This is a genomic window from Streptomyces sp. CRN 30, from assembly GCF_034105845.1.
This window is the reverse complement of the sequence record NZ_JAVRHI010000390.1, coordinates 31,249-45,757: the sequence shown is the minus strand read 5'-3', so window position 1 is coordinate 45,757 and position 14,509 is coordinate 31,249. Positions and strand designations below refer to the sequence as shown.

Sequence of the window (14,509 nt, the reverse complement as noted above, 5' to 3'; positions counted from 1 at the left end):
AGGCGCGGCCGTCCCCAGCGGTCCGCATCCTATGGCCCCCGCCCTGTCCACCGGTGCGGCCGGGTGGGGCTCCTCGGCCCTCCGGCCGGACGGGCATCAGGAGTCGGCCCTCCGGCCGGACGGGCATCAGGAGTCAGTCCTCCAGCCTGACGGGCATCAGGAGCGAGAACGTCCCCTCGTCGTCGGGGCGCCGGACCGCGAGGGGCGCCGTCGGGGCGCCGAACTCCACGACCAGCTCGGACCGGCCGCCGGCGGCGAGCGCGTCCAGCAGGAACCGGCGGTCGACACCGACCGGAGCCGCGGCGTCCTCCTCGCCCCTGTCCTCGTCCCCGCAGACGGCCACCGAGCCGTCGTCCGTCACCTTCAACACACTGACCTCGCGGGACCCGTCGTCCGCGCCGCCCGGACGGACCGGGCCGCGCCGCACCGCGTCCGCGAACGCCGGTACGTCGACGAGGACGCGGCGCCCGGCGGGCAGCCGGACGAGCCGCCGGTAGTCGGGGAAGTCATGGCCGAGGCAGGCCCCGGCGGTCCGCCGGTCACCGGCTTCCAGGGCCACCTGGTCGCCGTCCACGGTGAGGGCGACGGAGCCCTCACCGCCCAGCAGCGCCCGCATCGCGTCGACGAGCGGTGCGGGTACGACGGCCCGGACGGGCGGCCCGTCGTACCCGGCGACGGCGGTCTCCGCGACGGCCAGCCGGTACCGGTCGGTGGCGACGACGCGCAGCACCCCGTCCGCGAGGTCGAAGAGGACACCGCCCAGCACGGGCAGCTCCGGGTCGGTGCCGACGGCGAAGCGGACCGCGTCGAGCGCGGTGGACAGTCCGGCGGCGGCCGGCCGCACGGTCGCCGTACGAAGAGCGGGCATGAGGTTCTCCCTGGACGCTAGTAGGGCTCGGAGCGCGGAGAACTCGGCGCGGGCGTCGGACAGACTCCGTTCGAGGCGGCGCAGGTGCGTCCGGAGCAGCTCGGCCACCAGCTCGCCGTCGGCCGCCGACCAGCCGGCCAGTACCAGGCGGATGTCGGCCAGCGGCATCCCGGCCCGGCGCAGCCGCGCCAGCACCCGCGCCTCCGCCACCTGCTCCGGCGCGTACCACCGGTACCCACTGCCCGGGTCCACCCGGGCGGGCACCAGCACCCCGGCCCGGTCGTAGAACCGCAGGGCACTCACCCCCAGGCCACTGTCCCGGGCCGTCTCGCCGATGCTGCGCATGTCGTTCTCCACGGGAGGGACTCTGGTGCCTGCACCTGGTCGAGGGTCAAGCCGAGCCACCGAGCCACCGAGCCACCGAGGGACGAGGGGTGATACGAGGACCGGGCGCGGCGATGGGCGGTCACGGGCGGGGCCGGTCCTCCGCCCCCGCCGCGCGGGCCGCCCGCACCGCCGCCTTGACGACCTTCCCCGACGCCGTACGCGGCAGTTCCGGCGCGAATGCGACGGTCTTGGGAATCTTGTACTTCGCCAGCCGTCCCCGCAGATGGGCGAGGAGTTCCGCGCCGTCCGCCCGTGCGCCCGGGGCCAGGACGACGACCGCGTGGCCGACCTCGCCCCACTCGGGGTCCGGCACACCGACGACCGCGCACTCCCGGACCGACGGATGGCTCAGCAGCGCGTCCTCGACCTCGGCGGGGGAGACGTTCTCGCCGCCGGAGACGAACATGTCCTTGAGCCGGTCGACGATGTACGCGTACCCGTCCTCGTCCGTCCGCGCGACGTCGCCGGTGCGCAGCCAGCCGCCGTCGGTGAACGCCGCCGCGGTGTCCTCGGGGCGGTTCCAGTAACCGCGCATGACGTTCGGGCCCCGGACCAGGATCTCGCCGCGCTCCCCGGGGCCGGTGTCGCGGCCGTCGGGCCCGGACACCCGGGTGTCGGTGAAGAAGTGCGGCACCCCGGCGGACCCCGCCTTCGCCGCCGTCTGCTCCCGGTCCAGGAAGAGCACACCGGGCGACGCCTCGGTCATGCCGTACCCCTGGCTGAAGGCCAGGCCGCGGGCGAGGTACGTCTCGATGGTGCGGGCCGGGACCGGGGCGCCGCCGCAGCTCAGGGAGCGCAGACTGGACAGGTCGGCGGTCGCCCACCGCGGCTGTGCGGCCATCGCGTCGTACATGGTGGGGACGCCGAACATGTACGTCACCCGGTGGCGCTCGATGACGTCGAGGACGCGGGCCGGGTCGAAGGAGTCCAGCAGCACCACCCGGCCGCCCTTGAGGAGCGTCGGCAGGCAGGTCATGTTGAGTCCGGCGGTGTGGAACAGCGGGGCGACGACCAGGGTCACCTCGTCGGCGGCCAGGTCGGTGTCGACGAGGACGTTGACGCTGTTCCAGGTGATGTTCGCGTGGGTGAGCACCGCTCCCTTGGGACGTCCCGTCGTCCCGGAGGTGTACATGATGAGACAGGGGTCGTCCGGGCCGACGCTCCCGTCCGGCGGGGCCGGCGGCGCGTCACCGGTGCCGCCGAGCAACTCCTCGTAGCCCGCGGCGCCCTCAGTGGGCGCGCCGAGCACGATCCGGTGCTTCACCGCCGTGCCCGCCGTGCCCGCCGTGCCCGCCAGGGCCGTCGCGTCGTGGACCAGTACGGTGCTGCCCGAGTCGGCGAGCTGGTACGCCAGTTCCGGCGCCGCCAGCCGGGTGTTGAGCGGCACGAAGACCGCGCCGAGCGTCCCGGCCGCGAACAGCGTCTCCAGGAACGCGGGATGGTTGGGGCCGAGGTAGGCGACCCGGTCGCCGTGGACCACTCCGAGGTCGCGCAGCGCGCGGGCGAGGCGCAGGACCCGGCCGTACAGCTCCCGGTAGGTGTACCGCCTGTCCCCGTGGACGACCGCCGTGCGCCCGGGTGTTTTGCGGGCCCGGCGCGCGGGCCAGGAACCGATGCCTTGGTCCACCACGGGGCCCCCTTCGGTCCTCGGACGGAACGAGCGGCCGGGCGGCGTGCTCGGCGTCCACGGTGGACACCACGGCGGCCGCACGACGCCCCCGGTGGTACGCGGCCGCCCCGTCGGAGGCGGGCCGCCGGGAACCCCGGTGGTCGCGTCCAGTGTTCTCGGTCGTCGGAAATCCTGTCAATCACCCGGGGCGGGCCGCCGCGAGAGACCGCACCGTGCGCTACCGGGCAAGGCCCGGTGCACTCGCCACGGACCGGACCGCGCCGACCGGCTTAGCGTGGCGACGGAACCACGCACGCCTTACACACGCAGGAGGCCGGCCCCACGTGCCCACCATGCCGACGGGCGGGACGACCCGGACGACCCGGACGACCCCCCGCACCACCGACGCCGCCTCGGCCTGGGCCCCCCTCGCCACCCGTGTCTTCCGCGCGCTCTGGATCGCCCAGCTCGTCTCCAACACCGGCACCTGGATGCAGACGGTCGGCGCCCAGTGGCTCCTCGTCGGGCACAGCGCCGCGCTGGTGACGCTCGTACAGACCGCGTCCAGCCTCCCGGTCGTGCTCCTCGCGCTGCCCTCGGGCGTCCTGGCCGACCGCTACGACCGCCGAGCGGTGCTGGTGACCGCGGAGTTCGCCATGCTCGCCGTCTCCGGCGTCCTGACCGTGCTCGCGTTCCGGGACGCGCTCACCCCGGCGCTCCTGCTCGCCCTCACCTTCCTGCTGGGCTGCGGCACCGCCCTGATGGGTCCGGCCTGGCAGGCCGTCCAGCCGGAACTGGTGGCCCGCGAACAGCTCGGCCAGGCCGCCGCGCTGGGCGCCGTCAACATGAACCTGGCCCGCGCCGTGGGACCCGCCCTCGGCGGAGCGGTCGTCGCGGCGGCGGGCGCGGGCTGGGTCTTCGCCTTCAACGCCCTGTCCTACCTCGGCATCGCGGCCGTCCTGCTGCTGTGGCACCGGCCGGCCGAACCGCGGACCGCCATCGGACGCGAGGGACTGCTGGCCGCCGTGCAGGCCGGCCGCCGCTACGTCCGGCACGCCCCCGCCGTCCGCCGGGTCCTGCTGCGCACGGTCCTGTTCATCCCGGGCGGCGCCGCCCTGTGGTCGCTGCTCCCGCTGGTCGCCGGCGGCTCCCTCGGCCTCGGCTCCGGCGGCTACGGACTGCTGCTCGGCGTCGTCGGCGTCGGCGCGGTCGGCGGCGCCTTCGCTCTGCCGGCGCTCCGCCGCGTCCTCGGCCCGGACGGCGTGCTCGCCGCCGGGGCGGCCGTCTTCGCCGCCGCGCTGGTGGTCCTGGCCACCGTCCGCCAGCCCTGGGCGGCGATCGTCGCCCTGCTGCCCGCGGGCGTGGCCTGGATCGCCGTCCTGTCCACCCTCAACACCGCCGTCCAGCAGCGGCTGCCCGGCTGGGTCCGGGCCCGCGGCCTCGCCGTCTACCTGGTGGTGTTCCAGGGCGGGCAGGCACTGACGGCTCCCCTGTGGGGCGTCCTCGCCGACCGGCTGGGCCTCGGCCCGGCCCTGCTGGCCGGCGCCGCGCTGCTGGTGGCCGGCGCGCTGACCGTCCGCCGCCTGCCGCTGTACGCCACGGACCCGGGCGGGCCCGAGCCGTCCGACCACTGGCCCGCCCCGCCACTGGTGTTCGAGCCCGGTCCGGCCGACGGCCCGGTCCTCGTCTCCGTCACCTACCGGGTCGCACCCGAGGACGCGGCCGCCTTCACCGCCGCCATGCGGCACGTCGCCCGCTCCCGGCGCCGCACCGGCGCCCTCACCTGGGGGCTCTACCAGGACGGCGGCGACCCCGGCCGGTTCGTGGAGAACTACCTGGTCGCGTCCTGGGCGGAACACCTGGCCCAGCACCACGGCCGGCTCACCGCCACCGACCGCCGCTTCGAGGAGTCGGCCCGCCGGCTGCTCGTGGCCGGCACCGCGCCGGAGGTCACCCACGCGTTCGACGCGTCCGGGGGGCCACCGGTCCACCGCAGTACCCTTCCGTCCGGACTCACCGAAGAGAGATGAACACCGTGTTCCAGCACATACTCGTCGCCGTCGACTCCAGCCCCTCCCGCCGCGGCGCCGTGCGCCTGGCCGCCGACATGGCCCGGCTGACCGGCGCGAAGGTCAGCGTGGTGCACGTGGCCGCCGCCGCCGCGACGCTCGCCGCCGTGGTCTCCCTGGAGGACGAGCAGGAGGCCGGGGCCGTCCTCGACGAGGCCCTCACCGCGCTGCGCGAGGCGGGCGTCACCGCCGAGGGCACCGTCGTCCACGCCCTGACGACGCAGATCGCCACCACCATCTCCGCCGCCGCCGAGGAGCAGGGCGCCGACCTGCTCGTCCTCAGCCCGCACCACCGCGGCTCGCTGGAGGCGCTCATCCACCCCCGGGTCAGCGACATCGTCGCCCACGGCGCCCGTACGGCCGTACTCCTGGCGCCCGAGGACGAGCAGTCCCGCTGAGACGACGCCCCTGGCCGCACCGACCGGCGCCGACGGAGCCGCGCCGCGACACGCGCTGCCCGAAGGGAGCCCCGCCCGTGTCCGAACGGGCGGGATTCCGCGGTCCGGCCCGGCGGACGTCCCTGTACCGCCTAGGCTCCGGAACGGGCGGCGCAGCCACGGGCCCCGGGCCCCGGGCCCCATGGCCCAGGGACACAGGGACACAGGGACACAGGGACGGGCACGGTGGTCGAGTACTTACACGGACAGGGGCCCTCCGTGGCCGCCGCCGGCACGGGTCCGGGCGGCCCCCGGTTCGTCGTCTCGCCGCTGCGCGAGACCTGCCACAGCCTCTGGACGCTGCGCGACCCCGGCCGCTACCCGCACCAACTGCCCTGGCTGCGGCGGCTGCGGAGACTGACCCCGCGTCCGGACGCCGCCCTGCTCGTGGCGCTGACCGGCGACGGCCACCGGCTGCCGCGCTTCCTGACGGCACTCCCGCCGACGCCCGCCCCGGACCTGCCGGCCGAACTCGCCGCCGTCCGCCGCGCCGAACCGGCCACCGTCGTACGGGACATCGCGGCCGTCTACCGCGACGGACCCCCGCCCGCCGTCCTCGGGGATGACGCGACCCACCTGCGCGACCGGCTCGCCGACGCCCTGGAGAGCTACTGGACGACCGTCATGGAGCCGCACTGGCGGCGCCTTCGGGGCGTACTGGAGGCGGATGTGCGGTACCGGGGCCGCGTCCTGGCGGAGCGGGGCACACCGGCACTCGTCGCGTCCCTGCACCGGCAGGGCGAAGAGCCGTACCGGCCCCGTACGGACGCCGACGCGGTCCTCTGCCCTTCGGTCTTCGCCCACCGGGTGACGGTCGCCGAGGAGGAGACCCTCCAGATCACCTATCCCGCGCGGGGCGCGGCCACCGTCTGGGACGACGTCACGCCGCCCACGGCGGAGGCGCTCACCGGTCTCATCGGCCGCCCCAAGACGACCATCCTCACGACGCTGTCCGTCCCGGGCACGACCGGGGCGCTGGCGCGCGCCATGGGTGTCTCGCCGAGCGCCGTCTCCCAGCACCTGGCCCGGCTCACCGCGTGCGGCCTGGTGACCCGCCGCAAGGAGGGACGGACGGTGCTCTACCTCCGCAGCGAACTGGGCGACCGGCTCGTGGGCGGGTGACACGGCGGTGCGCGTGCGCGGCGGTTGCCGATCCGTGCACGGTCCTTGTCCGTGCGTGCATCCGCCGGGGCCGGCCACCGGCCGTGACCTCACACTGTAGGAACCGAGGGTCCCCTCTTCCACGCCCTGTAGGAAGGGATCGACCCGGTGGGAGGGACCAGGGGAAGGAACGGCATGGCGGACGGGTCGCGGCGGGCACGGGCGGGCAGCGAGGAGCTGCGGGAACTCGTGGAGGAACTGGCCGACAGACTCCGGCGCTCCGTGGTCCTCGACGACCCGCTGGTCCGCCTGGTCTGTTCCAGCCGCCACTTCGGCGACGCCGACCCGGTACGCGTCCGCAGCCTGCTCCAGGGACGCGCCGACGACGAGATCATCCGCTACGTCCTCGACCAGGGCGTCACCCAGTGGCGGCAGCCGGCCTATCTCCCGGCCGACGACGGCCTCGGCTTCCAGGCCCGCTACTGCGTCCCGCTGCGCGAACACGGCCACCTGCTCGGCCTGCTCATGGTCCTCTCCCCCGAGGAGGATCTGACGGAGCAGGAGACCGCCGACATCGACAAGTGGGCACGGCTCGTCGCCACCCAGATGTACGCCGAGCACCTCGCCGACGGCGCCGGGTCGCACGAGGCGCGGGAACAGGAACAGCTCCTGGCGCTGATCGGGGCGAGCCCCGCCGCGCGGACCGCGGCCCGGCGCCACTTCCTCGGCACCGGCACGGACACCGGCGCCGGCACCGACGGCACGGACGTACGGCACGCGCTGGTCACCGTCGTCCAGGTGACCCGCACGCAGGAGCCCCCCGGCCGGACGGAGACGGCGCTGCGCGGCGCCCTGGAGCGGTTCCGGCGCACCCGTCGGACCCAGGACGCCGTCGCCGTCAGCCCCGACCGGGCCGTACTGCTCCAGTTCGGCGAACGGGCCCCGGACGCGGGCGCCCTGAGTGCCCAGTCGGCCGGCATCCTGGAAGCACTCGGCACCTTCCTCGACGCGGGGGCCGCCCCCGTCCTCGGTGTCGGCGGAGCCCAGGCGGGCCTCGCCGACGCCTGGGTCTCCTACGAACAGGCACTCGTCGCCGCCCGCGCCGCGCGCCGGCTGCCGCGGTTCGGCCGGATCGCCCGCTGGGAGGAACTGGGGGAGTATGCCGTCCTGTTGCAGCTGCCGGACCGCGCGCTGAACGCCTCGCTGCTGCCGGGGCCCCTGCGCGCACTGCTGGAGGCACCAGGCGGCCCCCGGCTGGTGGACACGCTGAGCACCTTCCTGGAGCACGCCGGTTCGGTGCCGCGCACCGCGGAGAGCCTGGGTATCCACCGCACCTCCCTCTACTACCGGCTGCGGCAGATCCAGGACATCACCGGGCTCGACCTCGACAGCGGCGCCGACCGTCTGGTCCTCCACCTCGGTCTGCGCCTCGACGGTCTTCTACAGAGCGAGAAAAACGACACCGCCGGTTCCACAGCCGCGCAGTGACCGCTACAGAGTGACGAAGTTCTCGTGAGCCGATCCCTACGAAGCGCGGTGGTGCGCCCAGGGCCCGGCGGATCACAATTAGCCCCGTCGGAGCCGGGGAGACGGAGCGGAGCAATGGGGAACACCACGGGTGAGCTGACGACGAACGACGGAGTCCGGCTGACCTATCGGGACAGCGGCGGTGACGGAATTCCCCTGGTGCTGCTGCACGGCTGGGGACAGACCCAGGAAATGTTCCGTCACCAGTTGTCGGGTCTCGGGCGGCGCGTCGTCACCCTGGACCTCCGGGGGCACGGCCGCTCGGAGAAGCCCCGCCACGGCTACCGCGTCGCCCGCCTGGCCGGGGACGTCCTCGACCTCGTCGACCACCTGGGCCTCGGCCGTTTCGACGCGCTGGGCTGGTCGATGGGCGCGTCCGTGTGGTGGAGCTTCATCGACCGGTGGGGGACCGGCCGGATACGCCGGTTCGTCGTCGTCGACCAGCCGGCCGCCGTCGCCGCCGTACCGTGGATGAGCACCGAGGAACAGCAGCTCAGCGGCGCCATCTTCGACGTCTCCGGTCTGCTGGAGCTGGCCGCCGGGCTGGCGGGTCCCGACGGTGAACACGTACGCGGTCAGTTCGTGCGCTCGATGTTCTCCGGCACCCCCGACCCGGACCTGCTCGCCTTCGTCGCCGAACAGATCCGCGCCACCCCGGCGTACGCGGGAGTGCCGCTGCTCTTCGACCACTGCGCCCAGGACTGGCGCGACGTCCTTCCCCGCGTGGACGTCGAGACACTCGTCATCGGCTGCGACGGCAGCCATGTCGACCCCGTCTCGCAGCGCTACATCGCCGACCGCATTCCCCGGGCGCGACTGCACGTCTTTCCCACCGACGTGGCCGCCAGCCATTTCCCGTTCCTCGAAAACCCCGCAGCCTTCAACGCGGTGGTGGACGCGTTCCTTTCCGAGGACACGTTCCTCTCCGAGGACGCGTTCCTTTCCGAGGAACCCGCTCAGCCTCAAGACTTGATTTCATAACTGGAGTTCACATGACCAGTTCGGTCATCACACGCATGCCCGAAAACCCGGAACACGGGCCCTGCACTACCCTCCCCTGGAATTTCCGAGAAGCCAAGGATGCCTTCCTCTACATCGGGCTGAACGGCACCGGCGACATGCTCCTGCTCGACGCCCGTCACCACGCACCGCTCGCCCGTGACCCGCGCCTCACCTTCTTCCGCGTCCCCTGCTCGCACCTCGGCGTCGCACCGGAGGAGCTGCGGCACCTGGCGGACCTGCGGGTCGACGGGGCCGGCGGCATCCCGGGGCTCATCGCCGGCTTCCTCTCCACACTGACCGGCGAGAGCGGCCTGCGCGACTCGGCGACCGGCCGACGGCTCGCGCTCAACGCGGTGGACCTCATCGCCCTGCTCGTCGCCGGCCTGCTGGAGCCCCACCGGCCGGCGGCGCCCGGCACGGGCAGCGACCTGGTGCCCAGGATCCGCGCCCACATCGAGGAGAACCTGATGGACCCGGATCTCTCCCCGGACACCATCGCCCGCGCCCACCACATCTCCGTCCGCTACCTGCACAAGCTGTTCCACACCGAGGGCACGACCGTGGGCACCTACGTGCGGCAGCGCCGGCTGGCGGCCTGCCGCCTCGACCTCGGCCGCTCCCGCAACCGCCGCCGCACGGTCGCGGCCGTCGCCCAGACCTGGGGCTTCGCCAACCCGTCGCACTTCAGCCGCCTGTTCCGCCGCGCCTACGGCGTCTCGCCGAGCGAGTGGCAGGTCACGGCGTCGGGCCACCCGGGCCCGTGACCGAGGAAGGACACCCACCCATGTCCCCCGCCCTCCCCACGGCGGTCCTCGTCCACGGTGCCTTCACCGACGGCGCGAACTGGCTCGGCGTCATCGACGAACTGCAACGCGACGGTGTGTCCGTCGTCGCCGTGGCCAACCCGCTGCGGGGCCTGACGGCCGACGCCGCGTACGTAGCCTCCCGCGTCGCGCAGATCGACGGCCCGGTGGTCCTGGTGGGCCACGCCTACGGCGGCGCGGTCGTCACCGTCGCCGGGACCGCGCGGAACGTCGTCGCCCTCGTCCACGTGGCCGCGTACATCCCGGCGGAGGGCGAGACCCTCGCCGCCCTCCGGGACCGCTTCCCGCCCCCGGCGCCGCCGGGCGACCTGCGGCGCTGGACCTACCCGGGCGGCGACGGGGAGGCGGCCACGGAGGTCAGCGTCGCCGCGGAGGCGTTCCACGCGACCGTCGCCGCCGACGTCTCCCCGGCCGTCGCCCGCGCCCTGGCCGCCACCCAGCGCCCGCTGGCGGCCGCCGCCCTCACCGAGCCCGTCCCGGCGGCCGCCTGGCGCACCAGGCCGTGCTGGGCCCTGGTGGCCGGCGCGGACCGTGTGATCCACCCCGGTCTGGTGCGCTTCGGCGCCGAGCGGGCCGGGGCCGTCACCGTGGAACTGGCGGACGCCTCCCACGCCGTGACGGTCTCCCGCCCGGCGGCGGTGGCGGCCCTGATCCTGGAGGCGGTCCACGCCGCCGCCGCGCCGGAGCGGACGCGCGGCACGTCCCGGGCGTGACTCCCGCGCCGCGGGGGACCTGGGACGGCATGGCAAGAGTCGCGAAACCGCTGTCCGCGGACACCGGGGGCCCGGCGCTCAAGCGCACCCTGACCACCCCGCTGCTCTATCTCTTCATCCTGGGCGACGTCCTCGGGGCGGGGGTGTACGTCCTGGTGGGGCAGGTGGCCGCCGACGCCGGGGGAGCGGTGTGGGCGCCGCTGGCCGTGGCGCTGCTGCTGGCCCTGCTGACCGCGGCGTCCTACGCGGAACTGGCCACGAAGTACCCCCGCGCGGGCGGCGCCGCCCACTACGCGACCCGCGCGTTCGGGCCCTTCGCCGGGTTCGTCGCGGGGTTCTGCATGCTCGCCGCCGGCATCGTCTCCGTGGCCGCGCTGGCGCGGGGCTTCGCCGGGGACTACCTGTCCGCCTTCGTGACCCTCCCCGTGGGCCCGGTCGCGGTGGTGTTCCTCGCCCTGCTCGCCCTCGTCAACGCGCGCGGTGTGAAGGAGTCGACCCGCGCCAACGCCGTCGCCACGGTGATCGAGGTGGGCGGCCTGCTGACCGTCGTCGTCCTCGGCGGCGTGCTCCTGCTGCGCGGTGACGGCGACCTCGGCCGGCTGGGCTCGCTCGGCACCCCCGAGCAGGGGCCCACCGCGGCGCTGCTCGGCGGCTCGGTCCTCGCGTACTACTCCTTCGTCGGATTCGAGACCTCCGTGAACGTCGCCGAGGAGACCCGGGACCCGCGCCGCTCCTACCCCCGTGCCCTGTTCGGCGCGCTCACCACCGCGGGGGCCGTGTACGTGCTGGTGGGCGTCGTCGCGTCGGCCGCCGTGCCCACCGCCCGGCTGGCCGGGTCCAGCGGGCCGCTGCTGGAGGTCGTCGAGGCGGCCGGCGGGGTGCCGCCCCGCCTGTTCGGCGGCGTCGCGCTGGTCGCGGTCGCCAACGGCGCCCTGCTCACCGGCATCATGTCCTCCCGGCTCGCCTACGGCATGGCCCGCGACGGTCTGCTGCCCGGCGTCCTGGCCCGGGTACTGCCGGGCCGCCGTACGCCCTGGGCGGCGATCGCGGTCACCACCGTGCTGTCGATGGCGCTGGCCCTCACCGGCAGTGTCACCACCCTGGCCGCCACGCTGGTCCTGCTGCTCCTCGTCGTCTTCCTCGCGGTCGACATCGCCGTGCTCGTCCTGCGCCGCGACCCCGGGGAGCCCGGTCACTTCCGCGCCCCGACCGCGCTTCCGGTCCTGGGCGCGGTGTCCTGCGTGGTCCTCGCCACGCAGGTCGAGGCCGAGGTCTGGCTGCGCGGACTGCTGGTCCTGGCGACCGGGACGGTACTGGCCGCGGTCGTCGCCGTACGCGCGGCCCGGCGCCCCGCCCCGGCCGGCGGGCGGCCCCCCGCTCCCTGACCGGCCGGGCCCCGGCCGGCCTCAGACCGTGTGCTCCCTGATCCGCGCGAGCAGGGAGCGCAGCTGTTCCCGCTCCCCGGCGTCCAGGGCCGCCGTGGCCTCGGCGAGCGCCAGCCGGTCGATCTCCTCCGCCTCCCGGTGGCGGCGCACGCCCTCGTCGGTGAGGCGGAGCAGGAAGGCCCGCCGGTCGCGGGGGTGGCGGACCCGGTCCACGAGCCCGTCCCGCTCCAGGCTGTCGACGATGGTGGTGGCGGTGCGCGGCGCGATACCCGCCCGTTCGCTCAGATCGCGCATCCGCAGGGGCTCCTCCGCCCGCGCCAGCATGCGCAGCGCGCGCAGCCGTGCCACCGACGCCCCCTTCGCGTGCAGCCGGTCCTCCACGAAGTGCCGCAGCCGGTACGTCGTCTCGTACAGCTCGTCGATGAGGATGTCGCTGCTGCCCTGTACCGCCGCCATGATCCGCGTCCCGTCGTCCGGTGCCGTGCTGTCTGCGTGGCGCCTGTTGCGGCCACTCTACTGAGTACACACATAGTGTGTATGCTCAGCATATGCGTCGCCGACGTCACTCCTCCGTGCTGTCCGCACTTCCCCTCCGGCTCAGCCAGCGCCTCGTCGTCCCCGTCGTCTGCGTCTGCGTGACCTTCATCGCGATCGTGGACGGCGCGATCACCACCGTGGCGCTGCCCTCGATCGCCCGGCAGTTCGACCTGACGACGGCGGCCCTGGACGGGGTCGTCGTGGCCTATCCGGTCTGCCTGGCGATGGCGATACCCGCCTCCGCGTGGCTGGTCGAGCGGTTCGGCGGCAAACGCGTACTGCTGACCGCGCTCGTCGGGTTCCTCGTCTCCTCGACGCTGTGCGGCGCTGCCGCCGACCTCGGCCAACTGGTCGCCTACCGCGTGGTCCAGGGGCTGTCCGCGGGGCTGCTGCTGCCCGCCTCCGCCGCGCTGCTCTTCTCCACCTTCACCGCGTCCGAGCAGGTACGGGTCTCCCGGTACATGATCGTCCCGCAGCAGATCGCCCCGGCCGCCGCGCCGGTCCTGGGCGGGCTGCTGGTGGACCATCTCTCCTGGCGCTGGGTGTTCTTCGTCAACGTGCCGGTGGGCCTGCCGGCCGTGCTCTTCGGCGCGCTCTTCCTGGCCGGTCACCGGGGCGGCCGGCCGGGCCGTTTCGACCTGCCCGGTCTGCTGCTCAGCGGGGTGGGCCTGGGCGCCGTGATGTTCGGGGTCAGCGAGGGCCCCAACCGCGGCTGGTCGTCGCCCGCCGTGGTCGTCTGCCTGGCCGTCGGCGCGGCCCTGCTGGGCGGCGCCGTCTTCCACGAACTCCGCGTCACCGCGCCCCTGTTGAAGATACGGCTCTTCGCCGACCGCCTGTTCCGGGACACCAACCTCCTCAACATCGTCGGGCTGGTGCCGATCCTCGGCGCGATGTACCTCGGGCCGCTCTTCCTCCAGCAGGCGCAGGGCCGCAGCGCGTCGGAGTCCGGCCTGGCCACCTTCCCCGAGGCGTTCGGCGTGCTGCTGACCGTCCAGCTCGTCGGCGTGCTGTACGCCCGGGTCGGTCCGCGTGTCATCGTCGGCTGCGGCATGACCGGCGTCGCGGTCGTGCTGCTGCTCTTCGCGGGCTGCGACGCGGACACCGGCCTGTGGACGTTCCGCCTCTACATGTTCCTGCTCGGCCTCTCCATGGGCTGCTTCTTCATCCCGACGACGGTGGCCTCGCTCGCCACGATCGACCGCGCGGACCTGCCGCACGCGACCACCCTCAACACGGTCGTACGGCAGACCGGCGGCGCCCTGGCCCCGGCGGTGGTGACCAGCGCCCTCGTCCTGGCCACCCCCGCGGCGGCGGTGGCGGACCCGCCGGTCACGGCCTACCAGCAGGCGTACCTGGTCCTGGCCGCGCTCGCGGCGGTCACCGCGGCCTTCGCCTTCACCCTCCCCGACGGTCCCGCCCGCGCCGCCGCCCGCGGCACGACGACGGTCTCCGCCCGCCCCGCCCCGGCACCGGAACCCCCGAAGCGGGCCGGCCTCCACTGACCCGGCCCCACCGCTTCAGGGCCGGGACACCTCGTACAGGAAGCAGCCGTGTTCGACCGCCCGTACCTGCACCAGTGCGGTCTCCGGATCGGCGAACGCCTTCTCCACGGCGTCGGCCAGAGCGGCCCGCGCCGCGTCGGAGTCCCGCGGCAGCGCCAGCAGTTCACCCCCGGCGATGGCACCCCCGGCGGTGTAGCGACGGACGACGCGCGCGGCCCCGGTCCCGGTGAACGGGTGGCCCGCGCCCGGGTCGGGTCCCGCGCAGGGACCGAGGTGGACGAAGACCGGCCCGACCTCGTCGTAGGCGCCCGGGGTGGCACCCGTGCGCGCGGCCCAGCGCCGCAGCGGCGCGTACGAGACCAGGGCGATCCGTTCGCCCGCGCGGCTGCGCCGCAGACAGCAGCGCAGCGGCAGGCCGTCCTCGTCGCGCGGCCAGGGGCGGGGAACCGCGCCGGCGTCGTCGCGGGCGCGGAGTCCGGCGAGCACGTCACGGGGAACGGCGGCCGGGCGGTACGTCGGTGTGTCCATGCGGCCAGGCTGCCCGCCGC

At 74.7% G+C, this 14,509-nt stretch carries 13 protein-coding genes; 9 read left to right on the top strand and 4 right to left on the bottom strand.

The window, feature by feature from the left end; genetic code table 11:
- Window positions 1–133 precede the first annotated feature (133 nt).
- Together UW392_RS42205 and UW392_RS42200 are read right to left on the bottom strand one after the other, a co-directional pair.
- Entirely contained in the window at window positions 134–1,225 is a 1,092-nt protein-coding gene (locus UW392_RS42205; RefSeq protein WP_320780589.1) for a MerR family transcriptional regulator, read from the bottom strand.
- Window positions 1,226–1,334: 109 nt separating this feature from the next.
- Window positions 1,335–2,885: a long-chain fatty acid--CoA ligase gene (locus UW392_RS42200; RefSeq protein ID WP_320780588.1), complete on the bottom strand. Its 1,551-nt coding sequence runs from the start codon at window positions 2,883–2,885 to the stop codon at window positions 1,335–1,337.
- 332 nt (window positions 2,886–3,217) lie between these two features.
- Between UW392_RS42200 and UW392_RS42195 the strand changes: the two genes are divergently transcribed.
- From UW392_RS42195 to UW392_RS42160, 8 genes are all read left to right on the top strand, one after another.
- On the top strand, window positions 3,218–4,894 hold the full coding sequence (locus tag UW392_RS42195) for an MFS transporter (protein WP_320780606.1): 1,677 nt from the start codon (window positions 3,218–3,220) through the stop codon (window positions 4,892–4,894).
- Window positions 4,891–5,331 carry a universal stress protein gene (locus UW392_RS42190; RefSeq protein WP_320780587.1) on the top strand — a complete coding sequence of 147 codons (441 nt, stop codon included), beginning with the start codon at window positions 4,891–4,893 and terminating at the stop codon, window positions 5,329–5,331. Before UW392_RS42195 ends, UW392_RS42190 begins: the two co-directional genes overlap by 4 nt.
- A 258-nt stretch (window positions 5,332–5,589) precedes the next feature.
- Window positions 5,590–6,492 (top strand): helix-turn-helix domain-containing protein, encoded by a 903-nt coding sequence (locus tag UW392_RS42185; RefSeq protein WP_320780586.1) that lies wholly within the window; start codon window positions 5,590–5,592, stop codon window positions 6,490–6,492.
- A 174-nt stretch (window positions 6,493–6,666) separates the two neighbouring features.
- A complete protein-coding gene (locus UW392_RS42180) occupies window positions 6,667–7,959 on the top strand; it encodes a helix-turn-helix domain-containing protein (protein ID WP_320780585.1) in 1,293 nt (430 codons plus the stop codon).
- A 114-nt stretch (window positions 7,960–8,073) separates the two neighbouring features.
- Window positions 8,074–8,979 carry an alpha/beta hydrolase gene (locus UW392_RS42175; protein ID WP_320780584.1) on the top strand — a complete coding sequence of 302 codons (906 nt, stop codon included), beginning with the start codon at window positions 8,074–8,076 and terminating at the stop codon, window positions 8,977–8,979.
- A gap of 137 nt (window positions 8,980–9,116) precedes the next feature.
- Entirely contained in the window at window positions 9,117–9,764 is a 648-nt protein-coding gene (locus tag UW392_RS42170) for a helix-turn-helix domain-containing protein (RefSeq protein WP_320780583.1), read from the top strand.
- A gap of 20 nt (window positions 9,765–9,784) precedes the next feature.
- Window positions 9,785–10,537 (top strand): alpha/beta hydrolase, encoded by a 753-nt coding sequence (locus UW392_RS42165; RefSeq protein ID WP_320780582.1) that lies wholly within the window; start codon window positions 9,785–9,787, stop codon window positions 10,535–10,537.
- A gap of 29 nt (window positions 10,538–10,566) precedes the next feature.
- Window positions 10,567–11,922: an APC family permease gene (locus tag UW392_RS42160; RefSeq protein WP_320780581.1), complete on the top strand. Its 1,356-nt coding sequence runs from the start codon at window positions 10,567–10,569 to the stop codon at window positions 11,920–11,922.
- Between the two features lie 21 nt (window positions 11,923–11,943).
- Here UW392_RS42160 and UW392_RS42155 read toward each other — a convergent pair whose 3' ends face one another.
- Complete coding sequence (locus tag UW392_RS42155) at window positions 11,944–12,378, bottom strand: MarR family winged helix-turn-helix transcriptional regulator (protein ID WP_320780580.1); 435 nt, start codon at window positions 12,376–12,378, stop codon at window positions 11,944–11,946.
- A 92-nt stretch (window positions 12,379–12,470) separates the two neighbouring features.
- Here UW392_RS42155 and UW392_RS42150 point away from each other — a divergent pair, with 92 nt between their 5' ends.
- Complete coding sequence (locus UW392_RS42150; RefSeq protein WP_320780579.1) at window positions 12,471–13,961, top strand: DHA2 family efflux MFS transporter permease subunit; 1,491 nt, start codon at window positions 12,471–12,473, stop codon at window positions 13,959–13,961.
- Window positions 13,962–13,976: 15 nt separating this feature from the next.
- Here the strand turns inward: UW392_RS42150 and UW392_RS42145 are convergent, their stop codons facing one another.
- Entirely contained in the window at window positions 13,977–14,489 is a 513-nt protein-coding gene (locus tag UW392_RS42145) for a DUF1203 domain-containing protein (protein ID WP_320780578.1), read from the bottom strand.
- Window positions 14,490–14,509 lie beyond the last annotated feature (20 nt).

Coding starts and splice junctions, on each gene's coding strand:
- UW392_RS42195 (WP_320780606.1), top strand. CDS start 3,218: ATGCCGACGGGCGGGACGACCCGGACGACCCGGACGACCCCCCGCACC.
- UW392_RS42190 (WP_320780587.1), top strand. CDS start 4,891: ATGAACACCGTGTTCCAGCACATACTCGTCGCCGTCGACTCCAGCCCC.
- UW392_RS42180 (WP_320780585.1), top strand. CDS start 6,667: ATGGCGGACGGGTCGCGGCGGGCACGGGCGGGCAGCGAGGAGCTGCGG.
- UW392_RS42175 (WP_320780584.1), top strand. CDS start 8,074: ATGGGGAACACCACGGGTGAGCTGACGACGAACGACGGAGTCCGGCTG.
- UW392_RS42170 (WP_320780583.1), top strand. CDS start 9,117: ATGCTCCTGCTCGACGCCCGTCACCACGCACCGCTCGCCCGTGACCCG.
- UW392_RS42165 (WP_320780582.1), top strand. CDS start 9,785: ATGTCCCCCGCCCTCCCCACGGCGGTCCTCGTCCACGGTGCCTTCACC.
- UW392_RS42160 (WP_320780581.1), top strand. CDS start 10,567: ATGGCAAGAGTCGCGAAACCGCTGTCCGCGGACACCGGGGGCCCGGCG.
- UW392_RS42155 (WP_320780580.1), bottom strand. CDS start 12,378: ATGGCGGCGGTACAGGGCAGCAGCGACATCCTCATCGACGAGCTGTAC.
- UW392_RS42150 (WP_320780579.1), top strand. CDS start 12,471: ATGCGTCGCCGACGTCACTCCTCCGTGCTGTCCGCACTTCCCCTCCGG.
- UW392_RS42145 (WP_320780578.1), bottom strand. CDS start 14,489: ATGGACACACCGACGTACCGCCCGGCCGCCGTTCCCCGTGACGTGCTC.